The 24,947-nt window shown below is 67.7% G+C and carries 21 protein-coding genes, 1 pseudogene and 1 CRISPR repeat array; of the genes and pseudogenes, 14 read left to right on the top strand and 8 right to left on the bottom strand.

Annotation, left to right across the window (positions count from 1 at the left end; translation table 11 throughout):
- Positions 1–196 precede the first annotated feature (196 nt).
- Positions 197–625, top strand: coding sequence for a hypothetical protein (locus STRTU_RS36145; protein WP_371873571.1), 429 nt, complete (start codon positions 197–199; stop codon positions 623–625).
- Between the two features lie 443 nt (positions 626–1,068).
- Positions 1,069–1,395, top strand: a complete 327-nt coding sequence (locus STRTU_RS08070) for a resolvase (protein ID WP_272591790.1) — start codon at positions 1,069–1,071, stop codon at positions 1,393–1,395.
- A gap of 113 nt (positions 1,396–1,508) precedes the next feature.
- Here STRTU_RS08070 and STRTU_RS08065 read toward each other — a convergent pair whose 3' ends face one another.
- The 3 genes from STRTU_RS08065 to STRTU_RS08055 all read right to left on the bottom strand — a co-directional run bounded on the left by STRTU_RS08065 (position 1,509) and on the right by STRTU_RS08055 (position 3,726).
- The gene (locus STRTU_RS08065; protein WP_159742919.1) at positions 1,509–2,195 is read right to left on the bottom strand and encodes an ankyrin repeat domain-containing protein; all 687 of its coding nucleotides are present in this window, start codon (positions 2,193–2,195) and stop codon (positions 1,509–1,511) included.
- Between the two features lie 111 nt (positions 2,196–2,306).
- Positions 2,307–2,681: an arginase family protein gene (locus tag STRTU_RS08060; RefSeq protein WP_159742918.1), complete on the bottom strand. Its 375-nt coding sequence runs from the start codon at positions 2,679–2,681 to the stop codon at positions 2,307–2,309.
- A 700-nt stretch (positions 2,682–3,381) separates the two neighbouring features.
- Positions 3,382–3,726, bottom strand: coding sequence for a hypothetical protein (locus STRTU_RS08055; RefSeq protein WP_174878828.1), 345 nt, complete (start codon positions 3,724–3,726; stop codon positions 3,382–3,384).
- A 1,241-nt stretch (positions 3,727–4,967) separates the two neighbouring features.
- Positions 4,968–5,241: a CRISPR direct-repeat array (repeat unit 29 nt; unit sequence GGGACCATCCCCGCGCGGGCGGGGAGCAG).
- A gap of 605 nt (positions 5,242–5,846) precedes the next feature.
- On the opposite strand from STRTU_RS08055, the gene STRTU_RS08050 reads away from it, so the two are divergent.
- The 4 genes from STRTU_RS08050 (at position 5,847) to STRTU_RS08035 (ending at position 9,806) form a co-directional block, all read left to right on the top strand.
- The gene (locus tag STRTU_RS08050) at positions 5,847–6,857 is read left to right on the top strand and encodes an XRE family transcriptional regulator (RefSeq protein WP_246240241.1); all 1,011 of its coding nucleotides are present in this window, start codon (positions 5,847–5,849) and stop codon (positions 6,855–6,857) included.
- Between the two features lie 156 nt (positions 6,858–7,013).
- Positions 7,014–7,397: a DUF6415 family natural product biosynthesis protein gene (locus tag STRTU_RS08045; protein WP_159742916.1), complete on the top strand. Its 384-nt coding sequence runs from the start codon at positions 7,014–7,016 to the stop codon at positions 7,395–7,397.
- Positions 7,398–7,769: 372 nt separating this feature from the next.
- Positions 7,770–8,942, top strand: coding sequence for a cupin domain-containing protein (locus STRTU_RS08040; protein ID WP_159742915.1), 1,173 nt, complete (start codon positions 7,770–7,772; stop codon positions 8,940–8,942).
- A 6-nt stretch (positions 8,943–8,948) separates the two neighbouring features.
- Positions 8,949–9,806, top strand: coding sequence for a hypothetical protein (locus STRTU_RS08035; protein ID WP_159742914.1), 858 nt, complete (start codon positions 8,949–8,951; stop codon positions 9,804–9,806).
- Between the two features lie 754 nt (positions 9,807–10,560).
- On the opposite strand, the gene STRTU_RS08030 is transcribed toward STRTU_RS08035, so the two are convergent.
- Positions 10,561–11,733: an epoxide hydrolase family protein gene (locus STRTU_RS08030; RefSeq protein WP_159742913.1), complete on the bottom strand. Its 1,173-nt coding sequence runs from the start codon at positions 11,731–11,733 to the stop codon at positions 10,561–10,563.
- A gap of 82 nt (positions 11,734–11,815) precedes the next feature.
- Here STRTU_RS08030 and STRTU_RS08025 point away from each other — a divergent pair, with 82 nt between their 5' ends.
- Both STRTU_RS08025 and STRTU_RS08020 read left to right on the top strand, forming a co-directional pair.
- Positions 11,816–12,391 (top strand): CGNR zinc finger domain-containing protein, encoded by a 576-nt coding sequence (locus STRTU_RS08025; RefSeq protein WP_159742912.1) that lies wholly within the window; start codon positions 11,816–11,818, stop codon positions 12,389–12,391.
- 382 nt (positions 12,392–12,773) lie between these two features.
- Positions 12,774–13,202 carry a DUF6086 family protein gene (locus STRTU_RS08020; protein ID WP_159742911.1) on the top strand — a complete coding sequence of 143 codons (429 nt, stop codon included), beginning with the start codon at positions 12,774–12,776 and terminating at the stop codon, positions 13,200–13,202.
- Positions 13,203–16,986: 3,784 nt separating this feature from the next.
- Here STRTU_RS08020 and STRTU_RS08015 read toward each other — a convergent pair.
- Positions 16,987–17,418, bottom strand: a complete 432-nt coding sequence (locus STRTU_RS08015) for a hypothetical protein (RefSeq protein WP_246240239.1) — start codon at positions 17,416–17,418, stop codon at positions 16,987–16,989.
- Between the two features lie 224 nt (positions 17,419–17,642).
- Here STRTU_RS08015 and STRTU_RS08010 point away from each other — a divergent pair, with 224 nt between their 5' ends.
- The 4 genes from STRTU_RS08010 (at position 17,643) to STRTU_RS08000 (ending at position 19,051) form a co-directional block, all read left to right on the top strand.
- Complete coding sequence (locus STRTU_RS08010; RefSeq protein ID WP_159742910.1) at positions 17,643–17,891, top strand: hypothetical protein; 249 nt, start codon at positions 17,643–17,645, stop codon at positions 17,889–17,891.
- A complete protein-coding gene (locus STRTU_RS08005) occupies positions 17,888–18,265 on the top strand; it encodes a fic family toxin-antitoxin system, toxin component (RefSeq protein WP_159742909.1) in 378 nt (125 codons plus the stop codon). Before STRTU_RS08010 ends, STRTU_RS08005 begins: the two co-directional genes overlap by 4 nt.
- A gap of 30 nt (positions 18,266–18,295) precedes the next feature.
- Positions 18,296–18,523: a CU044_2847 family protein gene (locus STRTU_RS36135; RefSeq protein ID WP_371873669.1), complete on the top strand. Its 228-nt coding sequence runs from the start codon at positions 18,296–18,298 to the stop codon at positions 18,521–18,523.
- A 123-nt stretch (positions 18,524–18,646) separates the two neighbouring features.
- The gene (locus STRTU_RS08000; RefSeq protein WP_159742908.1) at positions 18,647–19,051 is read left to right on the top strand and encodes a hypothetical protein; all 405 of its coding nucleotides are present in this window, start codon (positions 18,647–18,649) and stop codon (positions 19,049–19,051) included.
- Between the two features lie 850 nt (positions 19,052–19,901).
- Here STRTU_RS08000 and STRTU_RS07995 read toward each other — a convergent pair.
- Positions 19,902–20,764: pseudogene (locus tag STRTU_RS07995) on the bottom strand (IS5 family transposase).
- The gene (locus STRTU_RS07990; protein ID WP_159742907.1) at positions 20,761–22,236 is read right to left on the bottom strand and encodes an ATP-dependent nuclease; all 1,476 of its coding nucleotides are present in this window, start codon (positions 22,234–22,236) and stop codon (positions 20,761–20,763) included. Before STRTU_RS07990 ends, STRTU_RS07995 begins: the two are co-directional and overlap by 4 nt.
- 121 nt (positions 22,237–22,357) lie before the next feature.
- Here STRTU_RS07990 and STRTU_RS07985 point away from each other — a divergent pair, with 121 nt between their 5' ends.
- On the top strand, positions 22,358–22,543 hold the full coding sequence (locus tag STRTU_RS07985; protein WP_167539104.1) for a hypothetical protein: 186 nt from the start codon (positions 22,358–22,360) through the stop codon (positions 22,541–22,543).
- A 602-nt stretch (positions 22,544–23,145) separates the two neighbouring features.
- Here STRTU_RS07985 and STRTU_RS07980 read toward each other — a convergent pair.
- Positions 23,146–24,303 carry a magnesium and cobalt transport protein CorA gene (locus STRTU_RS07980; protein WP_159742906.1) on the bottom strand — a complete coding sequence of 386 codons (1,158 nt, stop codon included), beginning with the start codon at positions 24,301–24,303 and terminating at the stop codon, positions 23,146–23,148.
- Positions 24,304–24,523: 220 nt separating this feature from the next.
- Here STRTU_RS07980 and STRTU_RS07975 point away from each other — a divergent pair, with 220 nt between their 5' ends.
- Entirely contained in the window at positions 24,524–24,913 is a 390-nt protein-coding gene (locus STRTU_RS07975) for a cell division protein SepF (protein ID WP_159742905.1), read from the top strand.
- Positions 24,914–24,947 lie beyond the last annotated feature (34 nt).

Raw genomic sequence — 24,947 nt, 5'->3', positions numbered from 1 at the left:
CAGGCTTCGTGACCTGCATCGTTGCACGCGCAGGACCGGGTTTTGAACCACTTTCACCAACTCCGGCATTTCGTGCAGATGAGGCGTGTCTCCAGCGTGGGAGCCGATCCGTCCATGAAGTTCTCTCGACTCCTGATCTACTGAGCCGGGGAAGTAAAGCAACGGCCAGTCAACAAGCCACCTATCTACGTACCGTATGCCGATGGCTGCCCTCCCTGCTTCCGTGCCCAACGTGGCCGTCCGCGTCATGCTGAACCTCGGAGGCTGCGGCTCCTACGCCAACATTGTTGCCGACTTCGAACCACCAGGCCCTGCCGGAAACTTTGAACTGCTAAACGCCGTACCGAAGTCACGGCTGCCTCCAGAATTCCTTCACGCTTTGCGGGCCGGCTTGCTGGAAGGGCTCAATGGAGTATCGGCCGCCGTGCTACTGACCGACGGCGCCTACCACGAGACGGACTCCTCCGACTACGGATACCGGATCGCGGGGCAAGAGGCCGGCCGGGCAGCCCTCATCGGCGCAGGACTACTACCACCATGCGAGGCCGAAACGCTGCGCTGGGCACACTGGCCGACAAAACCACGAGCGCGGCGACGCCGCCCCTACCAGCCACCACGGCACTAACGCCCCATTCTCGCCCCGCCTCGCGAACACTCCGCCCGCCCGCGACCCTGGGCATACTCCTCATCACCGCCATGGGACGCATCCCCGCACGCACGGGGAGCAGCGTGCCGAACAGCGTAGGGGCATCGAGCTCGGGGGAGCATCCCCGCTGGGGTGGGGAGCAGAGACTCGGGGGCGAGGTTCTCTGTCCCTTGTCTCGAGTAACTGCGCTCTCGCGAAAGCGTTCGCCCAGCGCTATGCGGGTCGAAGAATGGGATCGATCTGTGCCAGGACCTCGTGCAACTGTCGTGCCCCCGTTGCGACACGGTCGTCTGTGTCCCGTGACATCTCCTCGCACAGCCGTATCGCATGGTCCCGGTCGTCGGAGAAGATCGGCCTCGGGGAACTTCGGTCGCGACCACGGCGTCAGCCGCGGCGCCATCCGCACGGCCGTCGCCGACCTCATGCCCGACCACACGGCCATCGAGCAGGAGGACGCCCCGGCCCCGGAGCTGCCGGTCACCCTCGACATGCCCGGCAAGGTCGCCGACTTCCTCCGCACCGCCGAGCTGGAACCCGCCGAGCGCGCTGCCCTCGACCAAGGGGTGACCGTACGGCGCGGCCAGGGCTACACCCTGCGCGTCACCGCCGTCCCCGCCGTGCACCGCCAGCTCCTCGCCCGCTGCCAGCCTCTCGACGGCGCCCAGGGCGTCCGGGCGGTCCCGGCCCAGCGCAAGGCCCGCCGCGAGTACGAGAACCGGGTCAGTGCACTCGTGCCGCCCGGACCATGATCGTTCTCAGCGCCAACGGCTGTACCGATGTTCCCCGAGGCCGGATGTGTTCGGGTCGTTGTCGCAGCGGAACGAGCGGCGGTGGGCGAGCGTCATCTGTGCCCGTCCGCCGGTCAGGACGCGGGGTGCTGCGGGGCGGGCTGGGGAGGCGGCGGGATGCGGGAGCGTTCGACCTTGGACCAGCCCTCAGGGGTCACCCGATAGTAATCCCCGTCGTCGGAGTCCATCCGCGAGTGGGCGTGCACCTTCACACAGCCCTTCTCAAGGCGGTAGGTAAAGCCGCCCATCATGCCGACCACCGGGAAGACGATCTCCACGGCCGGTCCCTCCATCAGTGGAGCCAACGGCGGCAGCAGGTGTTCGGTCTCCTCGAAGCAGCGGCCGGTCTTCTCCCGCAGCAGCGAATGGAAGTGGTACTCCAGCATCTCCGGAGGGGAGGGGAACCGCCGCACCACGACCGGCTCCAGGAGTTCCAGCAGGTGTGTGCGGCCTTGTTCCCGAGCGATGTCCACGGCGCGCCGCCCGTCTCGGGTGCGCTGCGTGCGCCAGGCGCCGTGCGCGAGCAGCCGGGAGACGACAGCGAAGTCCGCGCCGTGCCAGGCCGCCTGATGTAGCGGGGCGAAGCCGCTGCGGTTCCCGGGCCGGGGGAGATTGGCCCAGTGCGGATTCCTCTCCAACTCTTCGAACAAGCCGTTCCAGTCGGCGTCCCGGGCCGTGTCCGAGAACCGGTCCCGCTCCTCTCGGTACCGCTCGTTGAAGCGCTCGCGGTCGGTGAGGCCGTCCCATTGCATGCTGATCATGCAGACACGCTAGCCAACCCAGTCGGGCCCATGCCGAGTCAGCACAGGGAAGCCCTGAGACACCACAAGGCCCTCGGCGACGGGCGGTAACTTGTGGTCCTTCCTCAGCCCTCAGCTGTCGGCCCCGGCGGCCGCCGCCTCACCAGTGCCTGACTCCACACCAGTAGACCCCTCACCAACCACATTGAGCGGGGCGGTGAGGGCGTCGACGAGCCGACGCAGCTGCAGCAGCGTGCCGTCGGCCGTGGCGGCGCCGGCTTGCTCCGCCACGGCGACCGCCGGGTCCAGGACGTCAACCAGCCTCCCAGCACGCACAGCGGCCAGAATCTCGCGCAGGTTCGCCCGGAGGCTGTGAGCGTTCCACTGCATCCTGGCCAGGTCCCGCTCCTCGGCGCAGGGCACCCACGCCCCGCTGCGGTACTGCTGCAGCAGGGCGGCCGCGTCGCGGCGGAGCGCATCGGCCAGGGCATCGGAGGCGTCGGTCATGAGCTGACCAACGAGGCCAGGCACGCGGCCGTGACACTTCCAGAACACGTGGCCGCCCACCCGTCAGCTGACGCCTACCGAATGAGAGCCGTGACTGGATCCCTTAGTCGACGGGCGTGGTCGGGTCGCTCACGCCGATGACCTGGTTGTCGCCGATCACGCGCAACGGTGAAGTCATCGATGGTCGTGTCCTGGAAGTCATACTCGAACGGCTTCGTCCCCGGGGGGTTGATTCCGTCGAGGGTCACCAGCGGCATGTCTCCGGCGTAGAGCTGGCAGTCCGCGTCGGGGTCGTCGGAAGCCCTCGTTGAACTGACCAGACATTTGCACGGTGTTGGCTGCCGTCTGGGTGAACGTGACCCGGCCGCCGAGGAAGTCGGTGTAAGTGGCGTCGCCGATCATCTTGCTCACTCTCTCTGTCGTGGAACCTGTCCGGATGCGAGGCTCCCCAGCCCTGAGCAACTGCGGTGCGCGCGTGGCCGCCCGGCGGCGCATGGCGAGGGTGGGGTTGTCCTGCCAGGGCAGCGCGTCGTCGAGGTACCGGGCGAGGGCCTTGGAGCCGGGCACGTAGCGGCACTGCTGCTCGATGATGTGCCGGGGGACGCCGAGTCGTTGCAGGTGGCGGACGTGTCCGCGGCGAGGCATTTCACCGAACCCCAGCGGCGAAGTGGATCACTGTGCTAGCCGACCATGATCGTTCTCACCGATAACCGCTGTACCGATGTTCCCCGAGGCCGAAGATGCTGAAGACATCGACGATTGCGGTGTGGATCCAATCGCTGTGGTTCGAGTTGGCGACTGCCAGTGCGGACGCGACTATTGTCAGCCCGGCTCTGTCTTTTCGCCGCAGCAATGCTTCCGCGGTCCGCCGGGTGACGAGGGTGTCACCCGGGTCGAGCACGAGCTCCAGCAGCGGCCCGAGGGCTTCCTGCATCTCGGCGAACGCTGCCAGGCCGTGACCGGCATCCGCCCGGTCACGGTAGTCATGACTTCGCCTGAGCTCGCCTAGCGCCACGACAGCCGCACGCCGCAGGTCAGCGTCCACCTGGTTGCCCCCCGATTCCGGTCAAAGTACCGTCGAGGCACCCTACGGGGAGATCACCAGGACAGGCCTCGGCGGGGGAGGGGCCAGCCCCAGCATGGGCGGGGAGCAGACCACCGGCCTGTCCATCCAGACCATCATCGAGGGACCATCCCCGCGCGGGCGGGGAGCAGTTCTCTGCGGGCGGTGACCTCGGTCACCGCCGGACCATCCCCGCCTGGGCCGGGAGCAGCGCTGGGTGGCCGTGGCCGACTCCAGCTGGTTGCACCAGAGCCATCCGGCGCGTGCGGAGCAGGAGAGCAAGCGGACGGTCCCTGGCTGATTCTGGACGGGGTACCGGTGTGCCAGGCGGTCTCTACCTGCCGAGCCCACATCGCCACCGTCTCTGCCGCAGCAACACCGCGCTAGGAGTGCTTCTGCTGGTTATGACCGATCCGCCATAACCAGCAAACCCGTTGCCTGGTCTGCGCGGGGGCGTACGGCGGATTCTCCCTGCTGGAGCGCCATGCAGTATGATCATGAAGCAACTTCGGTCCTCGGGCCGGAACCATGCGTCTGTGGTCCAAGGAAAGACGTCCACCAGCCGGTGGGAGATGCAGGTGCAAGGCCTGCCGGGCGCTCTGCCAGAGGGGCTCTTCCTCGTACGAGGAAGAGCCCCTTTACATTCACCTCTGGCCAGTCCAGTTGGACGCTCTCACACCCCACCAGCGTGGGGCTCGGGCGACCCACGGCCTCGGCGAGCAGGAGCGCGCTCAGGCTTACACACTCCCAAGCAGGGCACTTCCCCCGCGGATGCGGGGAGCAGAACGACGCCGACGACCGCACCATCCTCAACGCGGGGCCATCCCCGCCGGCGCGCGGGGAGCAGCTCTTGGCACACAGCTTCACGTCGAAGTTCCAGGGGTCATCCCCGCGCTGGCGGGGAGCAGCTGTGTTGCAGCCACTGGCAGTTGGGCTGCTCGGGACCATCCCCGCGCGTGGGGGGAGCAGAGCAAGCCGAACCCGTACATGTCGCGCCACGAGGGTCCATCCCCGCAGGCGCGTGGAGCAGCTGGCGTCGGCACTCGGCACCCTCGGGAACCTGGGCCATCCCGCACGCGGGGAGCAGAACGGCTAGCCAGCGCAGCGTGCCAGTCTTGGTGCGGAGAGCAGACGTTTCATCATCGGACGGTGGAGGCGGAGGCAGGGCCATCCCCCGCGGGTGCGGGAGCAGACTCCGGGCTTGATGTACCGGCCGTCGAAGGTGGGACCATCCCCGAGGGTGCGGGGAGCAGGGTGACGCCGACGGCGCAGAGCAGGACGGCGAGGGACCATCCCCGCGGGAGCGGGGAGCAGAAGATCGGCGTGACGAGGAATCTGCCCAGCAGGGGACCATCCCCGCGCGGGCGGGGAGCAGACTACATCGCATCGCTGAACGACACCTGGATCGGGACCATCCCCGCGCGGGCGGGGAGCAGCGAGGGCGTCACGAAGGTCGTGCGGGCAGGTGGGGACCATCCCCGCGCGGGCGGGGAGCAGACTTCGTGACCTGCATCGTTGCACGCGCACAGCACGGTTCTGAACCACTTCCACCAACCCCGATCCGACCGTTGCGACATTTGCATCACGTTGGCGTCGTCGTGCGGGGAGCAGGCCGGCGGCTCAACCGGCGCCCGGCGCCAGGCCAGGGCGGGGGAGCAGCACGCGTTGCCAGCGTAGCCCGGCGGGCCTAGTCGGCATATGGCCCTGTTTTGGCTGCCTTACCCCTGCAGAAGGCCCTCCTCCGCCAGTAACGTTGCGTGCTCACTCGATGCGGATACGGGACTTCGGGGGCGTGCCCAGTGGCGGGGAGCGGACTGACACTCGGTAAGACGATCGTCAAGGCGCGCAGGCGCAAGGGATGGCCGCAACGGGACCTGGCTGCGATGATCGACCGGTCGGAGAGTTGGGTGTCTCAGGTCGAGCGGGATGTCATCCCGGTCAACGGCCTGGGTGCCCTGCGTCAGATCTCCGATGCCTTGGATGTTCCCCTGGCCGATCTTCTCGCTGCCGCGCCGCCTGGACCAGCGTCGGTATCGGCTCGGCGTCGGGCCGCCTCGGCTAGGGTTGTTCGCAATCTTGGTCCAGAGGAGGGGGACGACCCCGTGCGACGCCGCGAACTTCTGGCCGCTGCGGCGGTGGTCTTCACGTCTCCCCTGGCCGGTGCCTCTCCGGCCGAGGCCAGCACCCTCGCGCCCCTGGAAGAGCACCTGCTCTACGGCACTGCCACCGTGCCGAAGCGCGGTGAGGTGTCACCGGCCGGCGTCGCTGCCGAAGTGAAGGCATCCCGGCAGGAATTCCGGGCCGCCCGGTACGACACGCTGGCCCGCAACCTGCCTGGCCGGATCGCACAAGCCCAAGCTCTGGAGCCGGCGGAGACATCGGCCACCGCTGTCGCTGACCTCTACAACATCGCCACTCGGCTGTGCATCAAGCTCGCCGAGGACGGTCTGGTGGCGATCACCGCGGACCGTGCGCTGACCTCTGCGCGGATCGGAGGGGACGCCCTGACGATCGCCGAGGCGCATCGGATGGTGTCCAGTGCCTGGCGCCGCCAAGGCCATCTGGCACGCGCCACCGACATCGCTGTCAAGGCTGCTCAGGACGTACGCGCGGACCGCCGTACTCCCGAGGCAGCCCGGCTGGCTGCGCACGGCTCGCTGCTGGCCACTGCCGCGTACACGGCAGCGAAAAGGGGCGACCGGGACACCGCGCACGCACTGATCGGTGAGGCTGCCGAGACGGCGGAAGCCGGCCGGACGAGCACTGAGGCCCGCACGGACACCGGTACCCAGCAGGTGCTGCTGCACCAGCTGTCGGTCCACTATCTGCTCGGTGACGCCGGGCAGGCGATCGACCTGGCCAGGACCATCAACCCCGCGGCCCTGCCGACCGCCGAACGGCAGGGCCGCTTCTTCACCGACGTGGCCCGTTGCTTCGACCAGTGGGGCAAGCCCGAGCAGTGCTACCGGGCGCTGCTGGCGGCCGAACGGGCCGCACCACAGGAGCTCCGACGCGGGGCGGTAAAGAACCTGGCCAGCGGCCTGCTCCGGCATGACCGGACCCTCCCGGGCGTCCGGGCGTTCGCCGGCCGCGCGGGCGTAGCCGTCAACTGACCCACCCGCAAAGGGATTACTACCTCACAACCCGGTTGCGGATCTACCTGCTCCTCCGGCGGTTAACTCGTCCTCAGCCGCCAGGGCCGCGTACGGCCAGCCTCTCCTCGCCCCTGGCGGCGGTGATGACCACCACCGTCTTCGAGGAGTTGCACCATGGATGCCACCCGTGCCGATCAGCAGCCGCTGCCGGGCCAGCTACGCCCGGCGGGCACCGACGGCATCGACCAGATCCAGGCGGACATCGCTGCAGCTCTGCGCTCCACCATCGTCCTTCCCCCGTACGACGAGGTCCTCCGGCTGATCGACACCCTCAAGAGGCATCTCGGCCCGCTGGTCGAACAGGCCAAGGGGCACGTACAGGAGCACCGCCCTGGCGAGGTCGCCTGGTACCGGGAACACGTCCAGATCGACAACGCCCAGATCCAGCTGCGATCCGGGCCTGGCGACGGGCTGGTGTCTGCCGCCCATCGCCTGCAGAGACTGGCCCGCTCCGTTCAGCAGCTCCACCGCCAGATCCACCACGACCAGGGGGCGTGAGGTGACGCGGTCCGAGCACGGAGCCAGGGGCCGCCACCGCAGCGGTGAACCGCGACCGGACACCTGGCTGGGACGACTGTGGCTGCTGGGTGCATCGGCCACCCTCACGCTCCTGGCCATGACCGCGCAGCAGGACGCCGACCACAGCCTGACAGTCCCGGTCTCCGCACCCGACACCGACCCGGCGCCGCCTGCCCAGGCGTCCACAGACTTCCCGCCGGAATCCCGGTGGGAGAACCGAAGAGAAAGGAACACGCGATGAACGACCTGATCCTCGCGAAGCGCACCGTGCAGGTCGCCCGCAGCCAGGACCGGCTGAGCGACGGCGGCGGCACCGGCAAGGGCGACGGCAACGACTGATCGGAGCCGTAGATGACCGCCATCTCCTCGGCGGTCCGGAGCCTCGGCGGGGACTTCCCCGCCGAGGCGTTCGGCCGCACGTATCGCCTCTGGCCACGCGTCGGCGACTTCTCGGACATGTTCACGTGGGACGACCTCAACCAAATCATCGCCCGGCACCGCCTCGAACCCCCACGGCTGCGGCTCTTCAACGACGGCAGCCAGATCCCGCAACACAGCTACGCCCACCCCGTGGTGTCCAAGCGCCACACGATCTGGCACCGGATCGAGCCCGCCAACCTGCACCACCAGCTCAAGGACGGCGCCTCGCTCGTCCTGGACGCCGTGGACGCACTGCACCCCGGCGTCGAAGACCTCGCAAGCGCGCTGGAGCGGCACTTCCGCACCGACGTGCAGGTCAACCTCTACGCCTCATGGACTCCGAAGGAAGGCTTCGGCGTCCACTGGGACGACCACGATGTGGTGGTCGTCCAACTCGAAGGCGCCAAGCGGTGGAAGATCTACGGCGCCACCCGGATCGACCCACTGCGCGTCGACACCGAGGCACCCGAGCCACCAACCGGGGCCCCGGTCGCAGAGATCGTCCTCCAGGCCGACGACATGCTCTATCTGCCCCGCGGGTGGTGGCACGCCGTTGCCGCCACCGAGGGCCGGTCCCTCCACCTGATCTGCGGCCTCAAGCCCACCACCGGAGCAGACCTCCTGTCCTGGCTCGCAGACCAGCTGCGGGTCTCGAACACCGTCCGCGCGAACCTGCCGTACTTCGCCCCGCCGGACGAACGGACCACATATCTCCAAGCTCTGCGCAAGGAGCTCACCGACAGCCTGCACGAGGGCGTGATCGAGGAGTTCATCAACGCCCGGGGCAGCACCGACCCCGGCCGGCCCATGCCGTCCCTGCCGTTCGTGGACGGCATCCCCGCGGACGAGAGCCTGAGCGTACGGCTCACCGCTGCCGGAGCCTGGTACGGCGTGGACGGGGACGGCCACGTCGTGTTCAGCGCCGGCGGCCAGGAGTGGACGTTCAGCAGGTCGGTCCTCGCCGTGATCAAGCTCCTTCTCAACGGAGCCACCGCAACCCTGGGCGAACTGTCGGTAAGCTCGGGCCTCCCCGTCGGCCACGTCGCAGCCCTGGTCTCCGAGCTGGTCGAGGCCGGCGTCGCCGCCGTCAGCCGGAGAAGGTAGCCGAGGATGTTCACTGCCCCTGAGCCTGCCGTCAGGGACCGCATGCTCTCCGCCCGCAGCCACGCCTGCGCCCTGCTGGGCCTCGCCGACACCGCGGGCGGAGAAGTATGGGGATACGCGGGAAGGACCCTGTCCCGCGCAGTCCGCACGCTCACGGGTGCGGCGTGGTTGCGGCTGGTGAGTGATCCCCAGGGGAAGAGCGGCGGGAAGCTGTGGGAAGGCCCACGGGAGGCGGAACAGTCCCTGCCGCCCGCAGTGCCCCGGCCCCGGCTACTTGGCCTGTGCGACTGGTCGGCCGACGGCTGGGACTACCGAGCCGAGCACTATGAGTTCGTCACGACTCTCCCCGTGGCGAGGAGCCCGGTACTCCACCACGACGCAGATCTCCCGGACACCTGGTGGCAGAGCCTCCACCAGGCCCTGGCACACATCGCGCTCATCCGGACGGGCCGTCAGGCGGTTCGCGAGCAGTACATCCGCCGCCGCGTACCGGAGTTCACCGGCATCACCCCCGGCGAAATCACCTGGACCACGGCCCACGGCGACCTCCACTGGGCCAACCTCACCGGCCCTGCCCTGACCCTTCTGGACTGGGAAGGGTGGGGAACGGCGCCCCTCGGCTACGACGCCGCGACCCTCTACCTGCACTCCCTGCCCGTACCGGACGTCGCCGAGCGCATCCGCAAGGAGTTCACCCACGAACTGGACACCCCGGCCGGCCGGATCGGCGAGCTGACCGCCTGCACAGAAATCCTCCAAGCAGCTCCCCGAGTGCCGTTCTACGCAAACCTGGCCAACGGCGTGCGGCAGCACCTCAGGCGGCTGGCAAACCCACGTTCCGGGTCAGCGCCGTCGAGATTGTGAGTGCGAGGACGAGATCGCAGCGGTCCTCCCGACACCTCGCCGCGAGCCTTGGGACCATCCCCGCGCGGGCGGGAGCAGGGAGACGAGGCATGGGGTGCGCTGGCCACGTCGGGACCATCCCCGCGGGTGCAGGGAGCAGGTCAGCCTACTCACCGTGAGTGGGCTGACCCCGGGACCATCCTCGCGTGTGCGGGGAGCAGTTCGGGGAGCTGGCCGAGAAGCTAGCGTCCGAGGGACCATCCCCGCAGGCGCGGGGAGCAGCTGTTTGACGAGGGGTTGCTGGAGCACGGAGAGGGACCATCCCCGCAGGCGGGGAGCACTGGCGGGCGCAGCTCCGGCAGGCCTGGATGGTGGGACCGTCCCAGCAGGCGCGGGGAGCAGGGAGGCCGGCTTAGCGCCCGCGGGAGCAGTGGTGCTGACGGCGTGCGATGTGCCGCGGTGCGGGACCATCCCCGCGCGTGCGGGGAGCAGGAAGGGAGCCGGCCGATGAGCCGCGCCGTACAGGGGCCATCCCCGCGCGTGCGGGGAGCAGTCTTCGTGACCTGCATCCTTACACGCAGGCCGTCCGCAGGGGAGCCGGCCGCCGCGGAGACGGTCGAGAGGACCTCTGCGAGCTCCGATCGCAGAGGTCCTCCCCACCGATGCAGGAGACAGCGGCCCCGGCTCGAATCCCTCCCGCACGGGCGGCGAATGCCGCAGCCCTCACCTGCACGTCTGCCACCGGCCCGGCAACCCGAACCGGGTCGAGCCGCGTTCACCGATGAGCGGCCAGCGCTGCCGCGAGGCCTTCTTGCAGGTCCTTGACGAAATACTCGGGAACCTCCAGCGACGGGAAGTGTCCCCCGGTTTCGGGCGCCCTCCATCGGGCGATCTGTCGGTACCGTTCCTGTGCCCAGGCGCGCGGACACTTCTCGACGTCGCGGGGATACATAGTGATTGCTGACGGGACGTCGACCCGAAGTTCGGGGTCCAGCGAGTTGTGGCTTTCGTAGTAAATGCGGGCCGACGATGCGCCGGTCCGTGTCAGCCAATACAGGGTGACGTTGTCAAGAACCCTGTCTCTGGAAATCGTCTCGAACGGGCTGTCTTCGGTGTCTGACCACTCGGCGAACTTGTCAAGGATCCAGGCAAGAAGCCCGACCGGTGAGTCGACGAGCGAGTAGCCGATGGTCTGCGGTCGGGTCGCCTGCTGCTTCGCGTACGCCGCGCGGTGGCGCCAGAAATCGCGGGTTTCCTCGGTCCACTCGCGTTCGACCGCGGTCAGCCCGTCCGTTGTCAACCCGGGCGGTCCCTCCGCGAACGTTGTGTGGATGCCGAGAATGTGCGCCGGGAACCTGCCGCCGAGAACCGTGGTGATATTCCCTCCCCAGTCGCCGCCGTGGGCTGCGAACTTGCTGTAGCCGAGCCTTCCCATCAGCTCCACCCATGCGGCTGCGATCTTTTCGGTTCCCCACCCGGTGGTGGCCGGCTTGTCGCTGTAACCGAAGCCTGGCAGCGATGGAACCACGACGTGGAACGCCGGCGCGTCTGCATCTTTGGGATCTGCCAGCTCGTCCACTACATCGACGAACCGAGCGATGCTGTCCGGCCACCCGTGCGTCAAGATCAGAGGAGTGGCATCTGCGCGCGCGGATCGGCGGTGCAGGAAGTGGATTCCCAGATCATCAATGGTCGTGCGGAACTGGCCGATCCGGTTGAGGCGCTCTTCGAACGACCGCCACTTGTACCCGGTGCGCCAGTAGTTCACGACGTCGACGAGGTCGGCGAGAGGGACGCCCTGGTCCCATCGGCGAGGGCCGGGCGCGGCGCGATAGACCGTCTCGGCCTCCGGTAGTCGCGCCGCGGCCAGTCGCGCGCGCAGATCGTCGAGGTCGGCGTCCGTTGCGTGGGCTTCAAATGCTTGCACGTCGCTGGTGGGACGGGGCATGAGACCTCCTGGCCATCGCGGAACCGGCTAAGGTGGTTCTAGCAGCTTTCCGAACCGCACTGGAACCACCTAAGGTGGTTCCATGCGTGCTGGATTCCCTGACTTCCGCCTCGGCAACGTGCTGGCGACCAGCTTCACGGGGACTCTGTCGGAGCGTCATGGTGAAGCTGTGGAGCGCATTCCCACGCCGCACCGACTCGTCGACTGGCTGGGAGTGAACGGCCTTGCCGTGGACTCCTGCACCACTGCCCAGCTCGACCGTGCTCGGGAACTGAGGGAGTCGATTCACGCCGCCGCGACAGCGGTCGCGATCCAGGACGCTCTCCCTGCGTCTGCTGTCCAAGTCATCAATGACTGCAGCGCTCAGGGGCGGGCCGCGGCGTTCCTGACGCCCGAGGGTAATCGGCGATGGCGGCTCAGCTCGGCTTCCTGTGTGGAAGATGTCCTCAGCGTGATCGCCGCCGACGCGATCAGCATCATCGCAGGCGAACGAGACGGAAAATTGGCCCTGTGTGCCTCACCAACCTGCCAAGCTGCCTTCTTCGACACCAGCCAAAGACGCACCCGCAAATGGTGTGACATGAACACGTGCGGGAATCGTCAGAAGAAAGCGCGCTTCAATGCCAACCAGCACAAGAAACCCAGATCAGCGGAGTGATCGGTCTCTCGGGCACGTCTGATGGGAAACGATCACTCAGCAGCCGGGAAGCGATCTCCAAATCCGCCAGAATCCCCTGGCCAGGGTCTCTCGTGAACACCCCGGCGGGGAGCAGAAGTTCAGGTCCGTGGCCATGGACCTGAACAGGGGGCCATCCCCGCATGCGCGGGGAGCACCCATCCACGTCCCGTTGGGCCGTCGGATGTTGGGGACCATCCCCGCAGGCGCGGGGAGCGCACTTCGTGAGCTGGTTGGTGGCCACCAACTTCGCCTGCCACCTGATATCGGGCTGCGGGCCCTCCCCACCTTCGATGAGGGCCGACTGACCGTAACGTCATGTGCTTATTGCGTTGGTGAGTATGGCCAGCAGGGAGAGGTTGCATTGAGCCAGTACTACGACATGGGCGACCAGACCCTATGGAACCCGTCCAACGGGGCCTCCCGACTATTCATGAGCCAGGTGAGCGTCTATCAAGCCGAACTGGGTCTGCCGTCCGGAATTGGCCCCATGCACGCCGACGAGTGCCAGATCGACCCCGTGGCGTTCAAAGCGTTCGTCGACGCCCTGCTCGCGTGGCACCGGAGAACGAGTCACGCAGTCATGGCTGCCCTGTCCGATGGCCTCGTCGCCACGGTGCTAGTCCTGGCGGAGAGAGCAGGCATCGAAGTGAACTGGCCGCCAGCAGGCTTCGCTGAGGGCGACGGCCTCAAGGAGGTTCAAGTCCCGACGGCCCCGGATTCCTCCGAGTGTGCTTGGGTAGCCACCCTGCAGCAGAAGTCACGTGAGCTGGGCCGCTTCATGGCGGCCTAAGCCTGGTCTGCCAGGACACACTTGCGGAGCAGATCGAAGCCAGCTCCGCCCAACATCTGGCGCTTGAGCATCTTGATCCGGTTGACGTGTCCTTCGACGACGTCGGAGGCCCAGGGCGGGGAGCACCGCACCCTCCCGTGGTTCGGGGGAAATGTTGAGGGGACCATCCCCGCGGATGCAGGGAGCAGATCGAAGAACTCATCACCGGCGATGCCTAGCTGGGAACATCCCTGGGGGTGCGGGGAGCAGTTGTCCCGGGGGCGGGCCGCCAGGTCGACGTAGGGATCATCCCCGCAGGCGCGGAGAGCAGATCTATTCAGGGGCGCCGTCTAGCGTCGGCGGGGGACCATCCCCGCTCGTGCGAGTGCCAGGTGGGTACCCGGGGTACCCACCTGGCACTCGCGGCCATCCTCACGGGCGCGGGGAGTAGTCCAATGGAGGGGTCGATAGCCCGTCAGATAGCGACCATCCCCGCGGGTGCGAGGGCAAAGCCGCCGACCTGAGCCGGGCCGAGCGCTTCGCCCGGCTGGCAGGAGCCTCCTCATGAAGCCCGAGTCCGCTCACCTGCCCATTCCCACCAGGAGAACCTGGCTTTCCTCGGGGTGATCTCGATCCGGTCGATCAGGCTCGTGCGGGCCGCTCGGCCGGAACCGGGCGCGCGGTGGGGAACCTGGCCGGGATGCCGGGTGCCGTCCTGGAGCCGTTCACTCGGTAACGGGTCCGGAGTCCTCGTCGGGCTCTGTGTCCTGCCGCGTCGATGTCGGCGGTTCCTGTGCTGTCCGGATCCGCGCGGGCGGGGAGCAGTGGTGGCCAAGCGCCATCGCGTCACCTGACTCGGGACCATCCCCGCGGGTGCGGGGAGCAGGAGCGCTGGCACAACGCCGGTCTCTATCCCCGTGCGTACGGGGAGCAGCGGACCGAGGTACGCCGGGCGTCCTGCGGGGTGGGGCCATCCCCGTGCGTACGGGGAGCAGCTCGGCCTGGATGTAGTGGAGTTGAAGCTGCTCGGGCCATCCCCGTGCGTACGGGGAGCAGACTTCGCGACCTGCATCGTTACACGTGCACACCACGGTTCTGAACCACTTACGCCAACTCCGACCATTGCAGTATTTGCACCCTGCCGGCCCTCGTCACGCGGGCAGCAGGCCGGCGGACCGCGAGAGGCTCAACCGCCGCCGGGCCATCCCCGGATGCGGGGAGCAGCCGCCGCTCCTTCCGCTCCCCTGGTTCTGCCCAGGGGAGCCTCCGGCCTCGGCGCCCCACCGACGTCAAAACGCTTACCCACCGGATCGGCGAACTGGAGCAGCAGATCCTCAACTTCCAGGCCGAACTCGCCGAGCGGAACGATGACCTCGCCGCCGCACGCGCCACGAGCCGGGAACTCATAAGGCCAGCTCAACGCGGCATCACGCCGATCTCGTCAAACCTCGGCGGGCTCTAACGTGGTCCGTCTTGGCCCGAGCCTTGTTCGACTGGTCTTTACTTGGTCAGCGTCCCTTGCAGCGATCACGAATCGTAACGATCAAACCGAGTCTCCAATGTCAATCAGAGACCGGCGCTGGGCTCCCATCTGTCCCGTATCCGCGGTGCTACGAGACACTGCCGGACATGGGGACACCGTGGGATGCGATATTGACGACGACGAGCGCGGCTCTGACCACACTCATAGGTGTCGTGACGGGCGCCGCGCTGAGCAGGCGATCTCAGCACCGCCAATGGTCGCTCGACCGGCAAACAAATGCGTGCGTGGCCGTACTGCGCGAATCATCGACCTTACTCGTCGCACTGTCCGTGTTGAGCGGACGGTGCAGATCATCGTCGGCCACTCCGGACTGGCGGACGTGGAATGAAGCACTTGCTGAGTTGAGTCTCGTCGCAGACCACAACATCGTCGAAGCAGCTAATGCCCTCGATGAAGAGATCTGGCGCGTGCACCTGGAACTGAAGCGCGGGCCGAGTACACCTGACAACTGGTTTGCGCTGCGAGAAAGGGTCGAAGCCACTCGTCTCGCTTTCAATGAACAGGTCCGTCAGCAACTGACCTCGCCTGGTCCGCCCCTCCGTCGACTCACTGGCCGCCCAGCCCCAGATGACCCAGTGTGGGACAGCCCTCGACTGGGCTGAGCTAGCGGTTCACTTCGGGCAGGGCCCGTCCGCGGCACCTGTCGCGGACGTTTCTCGGGCCGTTTCACCGCCTCCACCAGCGGTGATCTGCCCGCGCCCGTCGGGGCAAGGCGCAAACCCGAGAGAAGCGGCGCGGTGGACTGCCAAGTTCCACCCAGCTGTGCCTGAGTGGAATTGCCCGAGTAGGAGTCTGCCGTCATCGAAGCCCTTGTGCGGAGGTTCGAAGATTCCCCCGCATTCGCCGGAAAGATCACTAAGCGTCACGCGTTCCCCGGGGAGCAGCGCTCGGCCCGCAGGATCGAAGCGGCCGGGGGGGGACCATCCCCGCGGGTGCGGGGAGCAGACGTTATCGCAGATTTCGTCTGTGGTGACCCAGGGACCATCCCCGCGGATGCGGGGAGCAGTCTTCGTGACCTGCATCATTACACCCGCACAGCACGGATTTGAACCACTTACATCCACTCCGACATACACGACACCGCCGCCACCACCTCCAGTTGGCCTTAGTGAACAGCGCCAGCACCCTCCCAGCTCGCTGAAGGACCGTCACCGCCGAGGCGGACACCCGGTGCGGGACACAGGTCCCCGGACCAAGGCCCAGGCGGCGTCCCTGCAGGTGCGGGGAAGAGGGCGGGTTGAGGTCGCGGCGGCAGGCAACGGCGTCGCCGGGAGTCATCCCCGCGGGCGCGGGGAGCAGAAACACCCCCAGCTCGGCCAGCACTGCCACCCGGGGCCATCCCCGCAGGCGCGGGGAGCAGCAGGCAGCCCCCGCGAGGACCAGCCCTGGAACGGGGCCATCCCCGCAGGCGCGGGGAGCAGCGAGTCAACCAGGACCGGGAACACAAGGGCTTGGGGCCATCCCCGCAGGCGCGGGGAGCAGGCTTCGTGACCTGCATCGTTACATGCGCACAGCCCGGATTTGAACCACTTCCATCAACTCCGACATACACGACATCGCCACCGCCTCCTCCAAATGGTCTTCGCGAACAGCGCCAGCACCATCCCGCTCGCTGAAGGACCGTCACCGCCGAGGTGGACACCTGACGCGGAGAGCAGGCCCTCGCGACCAAGGCCGAGGTGGCGCCCCCGGGGTGCAGGGAGCAACGATCTGCAGGCGTACGACTGGCCCTGCTGCCGGGACCATCCCCGCGGGTACAGGGAGCAGCCTCACGCCGAGGGAGCAGATCCGCAGCCGCGCTGGCCGGGCCCCTCGTCTCGTTGGGACATCCCTGCGAGTGCGGGGAGCAGCAGTCCACGGGCTTGTCCTGGAACACGGACTGGGGACCATCCCCGCGCGTGCGGGGAGCAGTATGCCGTCCAACTCTCGGTCCCACAGTCCGAGGGGCCATCCCCGCACCCGCGGGGAGCAGCCTCCTGGTCCCGCAGCGCGAGACCGACGACGACCTCGCCGAGGTGAAGGAGTCGGCCTCCGCCGCCGACCGCACACCCGGCGAGGCCGTGGCCTACCGGCCGCCCATGGCCGAGTGTACTGGCAACGACGGCGCCTGCGACCTGCCCGTACGGCCCCCGCACACCCAGTGCCCCTCCTGCCTCGACTGGCCCTGGTGGCGCCGCCGCTACAACCCCGAAGGGAACGCCTGCTCGTCGTGCGCACAGCGAGGACACCTCTACCGGAGGCGAAAGGGATCGTGTGTTCGATTTAGGGGGTTTCGCCGCCCGGCGTACGGGCCTGTGGTTGGATGCCGGTATCGGGCAAAGGGCAGCAGTCGAGCAAGGACCAGCCGTCGACCTCCGCCGCGCGCTGTTGCCCCGGCTGCCACCCGCGGGCCGCAGCCGCGTCGAGCAGGGCCCGGACGGCGCCCGGTTCGTGCAGGTTGAGGGCGGCGCCCCGAACATACCCCACGTCCCCAGAGCCCATGGGGAACCCTCCCGGAACGTACCGGCCGGGAGCCTCGACGAAAACGATGCGCAGCGGGCCGCCGGTGCCATCCGGCTGCGGGTACAGCGTCAGGATCTCGCGACAGTCCGCGGCCCGGCCGCTATCCAGCACATGGTGGCTGTGGCGAAGCGTCCACAAGTACACGCGCCCGTCGGCGACCAGCCGGCGGGGCGTCTTCGGATGGCGGGGCACGAGCCGAGGGTAAGAGACATCCTCGCCGTGTGGCAGCGCCCCAGCGCCCGATCAGTCAACTGCGCGCTGCTCCACGGCTCTCGAAGGAAAGGCAACCCAGGTTCACTTTCGGTACCGTGAGACACGGGATTAGCAAGCCGGACCGCCAACCGGACGCAAGTCCCTCCGCCACGCCCCTGGACTGTCGATCCAGGTCCTTGTTCTCCACCCGCCAGGAGACCGACATGAACGCTCAGACTCCGAACCCCAACGGACGCGAACTGCGCATCAGCGTCACGGACGACGTCTACGACGAGCTCCAAATCCTCGCGGCCAGCGAGCACGTGCCCGCCGAGGAGTACGCTGCCCGCATGCTCGCCGACGACGTGGCTCGTGCACGGTTCCTCACCGGCGCAGGGGAGTTCATCAGCGAGCACGCCGCCGGATTCGCTGAGCGCTTCGGCCCGCACGCCACTGGAGACAAAGCCGCGTGATCTTAACCGTCGACCTGAGCTGGCTCCTGCAGACCGCCCAGGAACAGCTCCCGGGGGACCCCGACGTACTCGATTACGGAGCCCTGGAAGCCGCCCGAGCCCGGCACTGCGCCGTCGTGATGGGCAACACCGTCTACCCAGAGCCGCACCACCGGGCCGCGGCGCTCTTGCAGTCCCTCGTCCGGCTCCCTGCACTGGAGCACTCCAACGAGCTGTTCGCGGTCACCATCGCCGCCGCGTACCTCCGTGCCAGTGGCCGACCCGTGAAGGTGGCCACAGACCAGGCAGCAGACCTCGTCGCCCAGAGCGCGTCCGGGCAGCTATCCGTACGCGACATCGCAGCAGCCCTGCGCACATGGACCCACGGCGACTGAACCTCACATCTTCCCGGTAGACCCCGACCGCTGGCACCGGATCCGGACTCCGCGTGCAGCTGGCGTACGGGATCTCGTCATCCGCTCACGTGCTACCAACTCCGGGCGATCGCACAGTCCTTCGACGGGATTCATGTCGAGTTCGGCCTCAGCCTGCACTCCAAGGCCGGCGCGTTCATCGCCGCGGCTGGCAGCACCGCCAACTTCACCGTCGCCCTCACCTGGCGCCGGAACGAGTCACGCCCGACAAGCGATTAGCGTGTCAAAGTAGCGCCCACCCGCCGACTAGTACCGCATCAGGCAACCTTCCCCTCGTATGCCCCTGACTCCGGGGGTAGAGCTTCGCGCTGCGCGTCCATGTGCACCGCGTAGCCTCACTGCGTGACGCACTCCCACCGCACGTTCGAGAATCCCCCCGCGCTACCCCATGACGTCGTGGCCAAGGCAGTGGAAAGGGCACTTGATGACAGCGCGCTGGAAGCCCCAGCAGCAGTCGCGTTGGTCGGCATCGCCTTGAACGACGACGATCGAGCGTTCATCGAGCACTGCTGTATCAAGGTGGGATCGAGGGCGGCGGCTGGGAGCCAGCTGCTTGGGCTGGCTGGCCTGTGCTTGGGGCACACGGCCCGCAGGTTCGGACAACTCAGTGACCGAGCGGTTGCGCTGGCCGAGTCTCTGGCGACCCGGGCCGAGCTGGACCCGTCGGATGTCGATGGACGAGCCCTCGATGGCCTCGATGACATCCGCTCCTTCCTGCGCCGCGACGACGCCGAGCAGTTTCGCTAGGCCGCGTTCGCCCGGGAGGCCATCCCCGCGCAGGCGGGGCCATCCCCGCGCGGGCGGGAGCAGAGCCCGTGCGCCTCGGCGTCGAGTACGCCGACGGGGTCATCCCGCGCGGGCGGGGAGCAGCCGGCAGGGCGGCCATGATGCGCTCTGGGGTCGGGGCCATCCGCGCGGGCGCGGGGAGCAGGATGCGGAAGGTCGCTCGTGCGCCTCCGCAGAGGGGCCATCCCCGCGCGTGCGGGGAGCACTCACCGCGGGATACCGTCTTTCCCGCTGTCGCGGGACCATCCCCGCGGGTGCGGGGAGCACGACCCCGCACAGCGGTCGACCTGGACCACCCTGGGGCCATCCCTGCGGGCGCAGAGAGCACATGGAGAACCGCACCATCCACTTGGCGGCTTCGGGGCCATCCCTGCGGGCGCGGGAGCAGTCCGCCGCGAGGTCGCGGATAGAGGGGACACGGGGGCCATCCCCGCGGGCGCGGGGAGTATGCCTCGTAACCTGCATCGTTGCACGCGTACAGCACCGTTCTGAACCACTTCCACCAACTCCGGCATTCGCGAAACCACAACTGCGTCATCCGGTCGGACTTCGTGAACCAACACCAGCCGGCACCGTCCCGTCTCGCTGAAGGATCGTCACCGCTGACGCGGCCCCCCGGGACGGGAGAGCAGACCGCCACAGCGAAGGCCGAGGGGACGTCCCCGCGGGCGGGGGGAGAGGATCCGGTTACCGGCAAACACTGCCAGCTCCTCGGGACCATCCCCCGAGCATGCGGAACCAGGGACAGCCTCTCAGCTTGGCGTTTAACCATCGGGCCCCTGCGGATCGGGGCTAGGCCGTTTCTTTCGGATCATCGTGCGGACCAGATGTGGATGGCCGCCAGGTGGAGTGCTGCTTGGTAAATGGTGGCGGTCTTGTCGTAGCGGGTGGCGAGGCCGCGCCACTGCTTGAGTTTGTTGATGCAGCGCTCGACCGTGTTCCGCTGCTTGTAGGCAATCTTGTCGCAGGCGGGCGGGCGGCCTCCGGCACGGCCCCGCCGCCTGCGGTTGGCGATCTGGTCGGCCGACAGCGGGATGACCGCCCGGATCCCGCGGTTGCGCAGGTGGTCACGGATCGCGCGGGACGAGTACGCCTTGTCGGCCAGGACGGTGCTGGGCCGCACCCGTGGCCGTCCGCGCTGTCGGGGGACTCGGATCTTGGCCATGACCTGCTCGAATGCGGGGGCGTCCCCTGCCTGGCCAGGCGTCAGGATGAAGGCGAGGGGCCTGCACCGGCCGTCCACGGCGAGGTGGATTTTGGTGGTCAGTCCGCCGCGGGACCGTCCGAGGGCATGGTCGGCGGGCTCGTCGGCCGGGGCCCCTTTTGACGGGCGCCGACGGCGTGCTGGTGGGCACGGACGATCGTGGAGTCGACCGCGACAACCCAGTCGAGGTCACCTTCGGCGTCGGCCTGGGCCAGGAGCGCAGTGAAGATCCGTTCCCACGTGCCGTCGGCCGCCCACTTCCGCAGCCGGTTGTGGGCGCCTTTCCACGACCCGAATTCGGCGGGCAGGTCCATCCACGGACAGCCGGTCCGGTACTTGAACGCGATCGCGTCGATCACCTGCCGGTGATCCCGCCACCGACCACCCCTCCGGGGTGTCCGGTCCGGCAGCAACGGCTCAATCCGGGTCCACTGCACGTCAGTTAACGACACAACCAGATCAACGATCAGATGATCCGGAGGAAACGCCCTAGGACAAGGCGCTCGGCGAACAGGGCAGCGGATCGGCTGGCGTCCAGGTGCAGACGTGTCATCCTGAGCGTCGCCTTGCGATGCTTCGTCGGCACAACGTTGGCCACTGTGCGGCAGACTCTTCCGCAATCGGTCTGCCGTACGACGACGAGTTGTTCAGGGTCGCACGAGGTGATGACGTCGGTGGCGTGGCTGGAGAGGATGACCTGCAACTCTGGCCGTGCTTTGACGGTTTTGCGCAGATACCGGGTGAGAGCATGCTGCAACTGGGGGTGAAGGTGCGCCTCAGGTTCCTCGATGACGAGCGTGACATGAAAGGGAGTCGCGGGAAAGAAGGAATCTTCCTCCGAGTCCGCTTCGGCCTGTGCCTGAACGAGGCTCTCGCGCACCTGCTGCTCCTCCGCCTCTTCCGAAACGGGTTCGATGCCAGAGGTGGACTGCTCACGCTGAGATGGTTCTTGAACGGATTCCATCAGCGGGTGTTCGGAGGAATCAGGTATTGCAGCCAGAGTCACCGCAATATGTAGCAGATTGACGTACCCGAGCCCGGAAACCTCCAGGGGCCGGGCTGTCGTGCGCCCTTCCATCACCGCGAGCATCAGTTCCAGAACGCGGGCTAGATACGAGTCATCAACGACCTGCCCTCTGATGTAGGGCCACTGAGGGTTGACACCGGCTGACAGCGTTGCGAGGTGCCCGCGGATTCGCTCCTCAAGGGCGTCGATGATGTCGTCCTTCGCCAGCTCCTCCAGGAGGTTGGAAGCGCGCACTCGAAGAGGCACCAGGCTGCGACTCCCGTTTAGTCGCTGCTGCTGGGCTCGCAGGAGCTCGATGAGCATGCGGGCTTCACGCCTCGCCAGCTCGTCCAGCGGATGACGCCAGGCCGGCAGGTAGATCAGCTTGAAAGGATCAAGCTCCTGACCCATGCCGTGCAGGAGGTCGACCTTGGGGCTGATGGTCCCTAGCTTGCGATTGAGGGAGACGCTCCAGCGCTTCGCGACTGTGCCGAGGCTCTGGTACTGCGCTTGATGCAGCTGTTGCCCAAGCCGCCCCTCCGCAGCTGCATCCGGCCCGAGCGAGTACTCGACGTCGATACTGCGCGTGACCTCCCTGGGGCCGAGCGCGGAGGAACTCTGTCGAGGGAAGGCCGGGAAGCGGCTGGGATGGGCGAGATAGAGGGCGTCAGCGATCGTGGAATTCCCGGCGCCGTTAGCACCGATCAGAACGCTGAACCGCCCAGGCAACTCGCAGACCAGCTCGTCCTTGGCACTGGCCCGCAACCCGCATACCTTGATCCGACTCAGATGCACCCCGACCCCCAACGAAAGCCATGTGAATGGCCGGTTGCCATCATCGCTGACCTTCAGACCGCTGGCAGGCAACTTCCGATTACGAGGTCGTCCACGGTTGGCGGTGAGGCGTCGAGGATCCCGCTGAGACTCGATGTTCACATCTCTTGCGTGCTCAGCAGCGTCAACCGTCCTCTGCTCGGAGGTGGTTTCTGTTGGTGGCTTCTTGGGCGAGGCGCCCGTGAAGCCCCTGCACCGTCACCAGGCAACAAGCTAGCTTGCGATGTGCGCGGTTGCCATGGCGAAGGGCGGCCAGGTGGCCGACAGTGTCAGCTTCACTCCGGCCGCCGGGGCCTGCCCCGCCTGCACGCTGGCGCCCATCACCGTCGTCGTACCGCCCTTGCTCACCTGCTCGGTGGTGGTCCAGCCGGTGGTGGGGCCGGTGATGTTGGCCAGCCCGCGTCCGTGATCGCCCTGGTGACGTTCCGAGGGCGACGGTGGCCGGCAGTCGCACCATGTAGATGCCGGTCGGGTCCTGAACCTCCACAGTGAATCCCGTGGCGCTCGTACAGCTGCCGGACGGAGCTGCCCTGGAGGACGTTCAGGTGGACGGGCAGGCCGTCGGAATCGGTCCGGTCCAGCAGCGTGCGCAGGACGGCCGAACCGAGCCCCCCGGCTCTGGACACCCGCCGCCTGCGCGGCGGCGTCCGAAACCCAGCACCCGGTGCTGAGCACCCCCAAGGCCACGATGCCCCGACTCAGCCCGAAAACCACCCGCCACGCACCCTGCTCCGTGCCGATGAAGTCCGTCCTGCTGTGGTGCGAGGCGGCTCCCACGATTGTTTCGCTTTGGTGCATCCCGGAGGCCCACTACTCTCCGTGCTGAACGGCCTTCCCAGATGGCACGGTAAAGGCGAGGCTTGTATGGCCCGATGCTCGCGAGCGCTGGGGACCGCCCGGATCGGAGCGCGGCTCATTCTCCCCAGATTCTCCCCAGCGGTCTCGGATGCGTCGCCGGCGCCTGCGATCTGGGCTGCACTGCATCACGGGACCTCGTCTCACGACGGTTGCTCAGAGCCAGTCCCGCCGTTTGAAGATGAAGTACAAACTGGTGCACACCACTGCCATCAGGACGAGGGCGAAGGGGTAGCCGAACACCCAGTGCAACTCCGGCATGCTGTCGAAGTTCATGCCGTAGATGGTGCCGACCAGGGTGGGGGCGAAGAGGATCGCCGCCCAGGAGGAGATCTTCTTGATCTCCTCGTTCTGTTCGAAGCCGGCCTCGGCCAGGGCCCGCATTTCGGCGTTCTGCTGCTGGTTCACCAGGGTCGCGTTGACGGTGAGGATGTCCTGCAGGGCCTGCCGGAAGCCGTCCACCCGTTCCGTGGTGTGGAGTGCGTGGTCGGCCACATCGCGCAGATAGCGGCGCAGTTCCTCGTCGATGGCGTATTTCTCGAAGCCCGCGGTCAGACTCTCCAGCATGGTGTTCAGCGGGCGGGTGGCACGCTGGAACTCGACGACCTCGCGGGAGAGTTCATAGATACGGCGGGAGACCCGCGGGTCGCCGCCGAAGACCTCGGTCTCGATTTCGTCGATATCGGTCTGGACGCCGTCGACGACCGGCGCATAGCCGTCGACGACCGCGTCGAGGATCGCGTAGAGGACGGCTTCGGGGCCGCGCTTGAGGAGTTCGGGGGTGTCCTCCATGCGCTGGCGTACGGCGGAGAGGTCGGGCGCGCCGCCGTGCCGCACGGTGATCACGAAGTCGCGGCCGACGAAGACATGCAGCTCGCCGAAGTCGACCTCCTCGGCATCGTCGAGGTAGCGCGCGGCGCGCAGCACCACGAAGAGGGTGCCGCCGTAGCGCTCCAGTTTGGGCCGCTGGTGTGCCTCCAGGGCGTCTTCGATGGCGAGCGGGTGGAGGTCGAACTCCGAGGCCAGGGTGACCAGTTCGGCGGGAGTGGGGCGGTGCAGACCGATCCAGGCGAGGGTGCCGGAGGTGGCGCGCTGCTGCCGGAAGGCGTCGGCGAGCGTGTCATGCGTACTGACCCGGCGGCCGTCGCGGTAGAGGGCGGCGCTGATGACGCTGCTGGGGGTTTCGGCCGGCGGTTCCGGTGAGACGGAGTCGTCGGGGGCTTCTGCGGGCGGTGGCCCCGCGGGCCGCTTCTTCGCGGGTTTGCGCAGGCCGCGCAGGCCACGCTGCCGACGACCGGGAGGCTCAGAGCTCACGACAGAACGGACCTCCGTCACAAGGGGGATGAACGGGCACACAGAATCTCGACGCAGGATATCTGCCGAGGATGTCAGCACAGGTCAGCGGCCATGGTGCAGGATGGAACCGGACGCGACGCGGCGTGTGTCGCGTCCGCCGGGCTTTATATGTTTATCTCTACAATTGTGCGATGCAGATACCGCAGACTTCCAGCGCTCCCCTGGGTGAGGTGATTCGGTGAACGGCCCCGATGCCACCGACGAGCAGTGGGAAGGGCTCGCCGAGGTCGTCCCGCTCCGCAGCAGTCGCGAATGGCCTTCCTGGCCCGACCACCGCGCCCTCCCCGAGGAGGAGCCGGCGGAGCAGATGCGGCGGTTCATCGTCATCCGCGTCCAGACCTTCGCGGACGCCCGTGAGGTCGCCGAGTACCTGATGGCGCAGATCCCCGTCCTGCTGGATCTCAGCAGCGCCGACACCGATGTCGCCAAGCGCATCCTGGACTTCTCCAGCGGAGTCGTCTTCGGACTCGGCAGCGGGATGCACCGCGTCGACACCAATGTCTTCCTGCTGGCGCCCGTCGGCACCGAGGTCGCGGAAACGGCACTCGGGGGCATCCCCCGTTCGTAGGAAGAGCTGTTGGGCGTAACGGTTCTCCGGTCGG

The sequence above is a fragment of the Streptomyces tubercidicus genome (assembly GCF_027497495.1).
GTDB lineage: Bacteria > Actinomycetota > Actinomycetes > Streptomycetales > Streptomycetaceae > Streptomyces > Streptomyces tubercidicus.
Note: the sequence above shows the minus strand (reverse complement) of the source record. Positions and strands in the feature narration are given on the sequence as shown.

What these genes read in the sequence shown, in the direction of transcription:
- STRTU_RS08025 (WP_159742912.1), top strand. Translation starts at nt 11,816, where the DNA reads ATGCGTGCTGGATTCCCTGACTTCCGCCTCGGCAACGTGCTGGCGACC.
- STRTU_RS08070 (WP_272591790.1), top strand. Translation starts at nt 1,069, where the DNA reads ATGCCCGACCACACGGCCATCGAGCAGGAGGACGCCCCGGCCCCGGAG.
- STRTU_RS08060 (WP_159742918.1), bottom strand. Translation starts at nt 2,681, where the DNA reads ATGACCGACGCCTCCGATGCCCTGGCCGATGCGCTCCGCCGCGACGCG.
- STRTU_RS08030 (WP_159742913.1), bottom strand. Translation starts at nt 11,733, where the DNA reads ATGCCCCGTCCCACCAGCGACGTGCAAGCATTTGAAGCCCACGCAACG.
- STRTU_RS08010 (WP_159742910.1), top strand. Translation starts at nt 17,643, where the DNA reads ATGAACGCTCAGACTCCGAACCCCAACGGACGCGAACTGCGCATCAGC.
- STRTU_RS08035 (WP_159742914.1), top strand. Translation starts at nt 8,949, where the DNA reads ATGTTCACTGCCCCTGAGCCTGCCGTCAGGGACCGCATGCTCTCCGCC.
- STRTU_RS08040 (WP_159742915.1), top strand. Translation starts at nt 7,770, where the DNA reads ATGACCGCCATCTCCTCGGCGGTCCGGAGCCTCGGCGGGGACTTCCCC.
- STRTU_RS08045 (WP_159742916.1), top strand. Translation starts at nt 7,014, where the DNA reads ATGGATGCCACCCGTGCCGATCAGCAGCCGCTGCCGGGCCAGCTACGC.
- STRTU_RS07985 (WP_167539104.1), top strand. Translation starts at nt 22,358, where the DNA reads ATGTGCGCGGTTGCCATGGCGAAGGGCGGCCAGGTGGCCGACAGTGTC.
- STRTU_RS08065 (WP_159742919.1), bottom strand. Translation starts at nt 2,195, where the DNA reads ATGATCAGCATGCAATGGGACGGCCTCACCGACCGCGAGCGCTTCAAC.
- STRTU_RS36145 (WP_371873571.1), top strand. Translation starts at nt 197, where the DNA reads ATGCCGATGGCTGCCCTCCCTGCTTCCGTGCCCAACGTGGCCGTCCGC.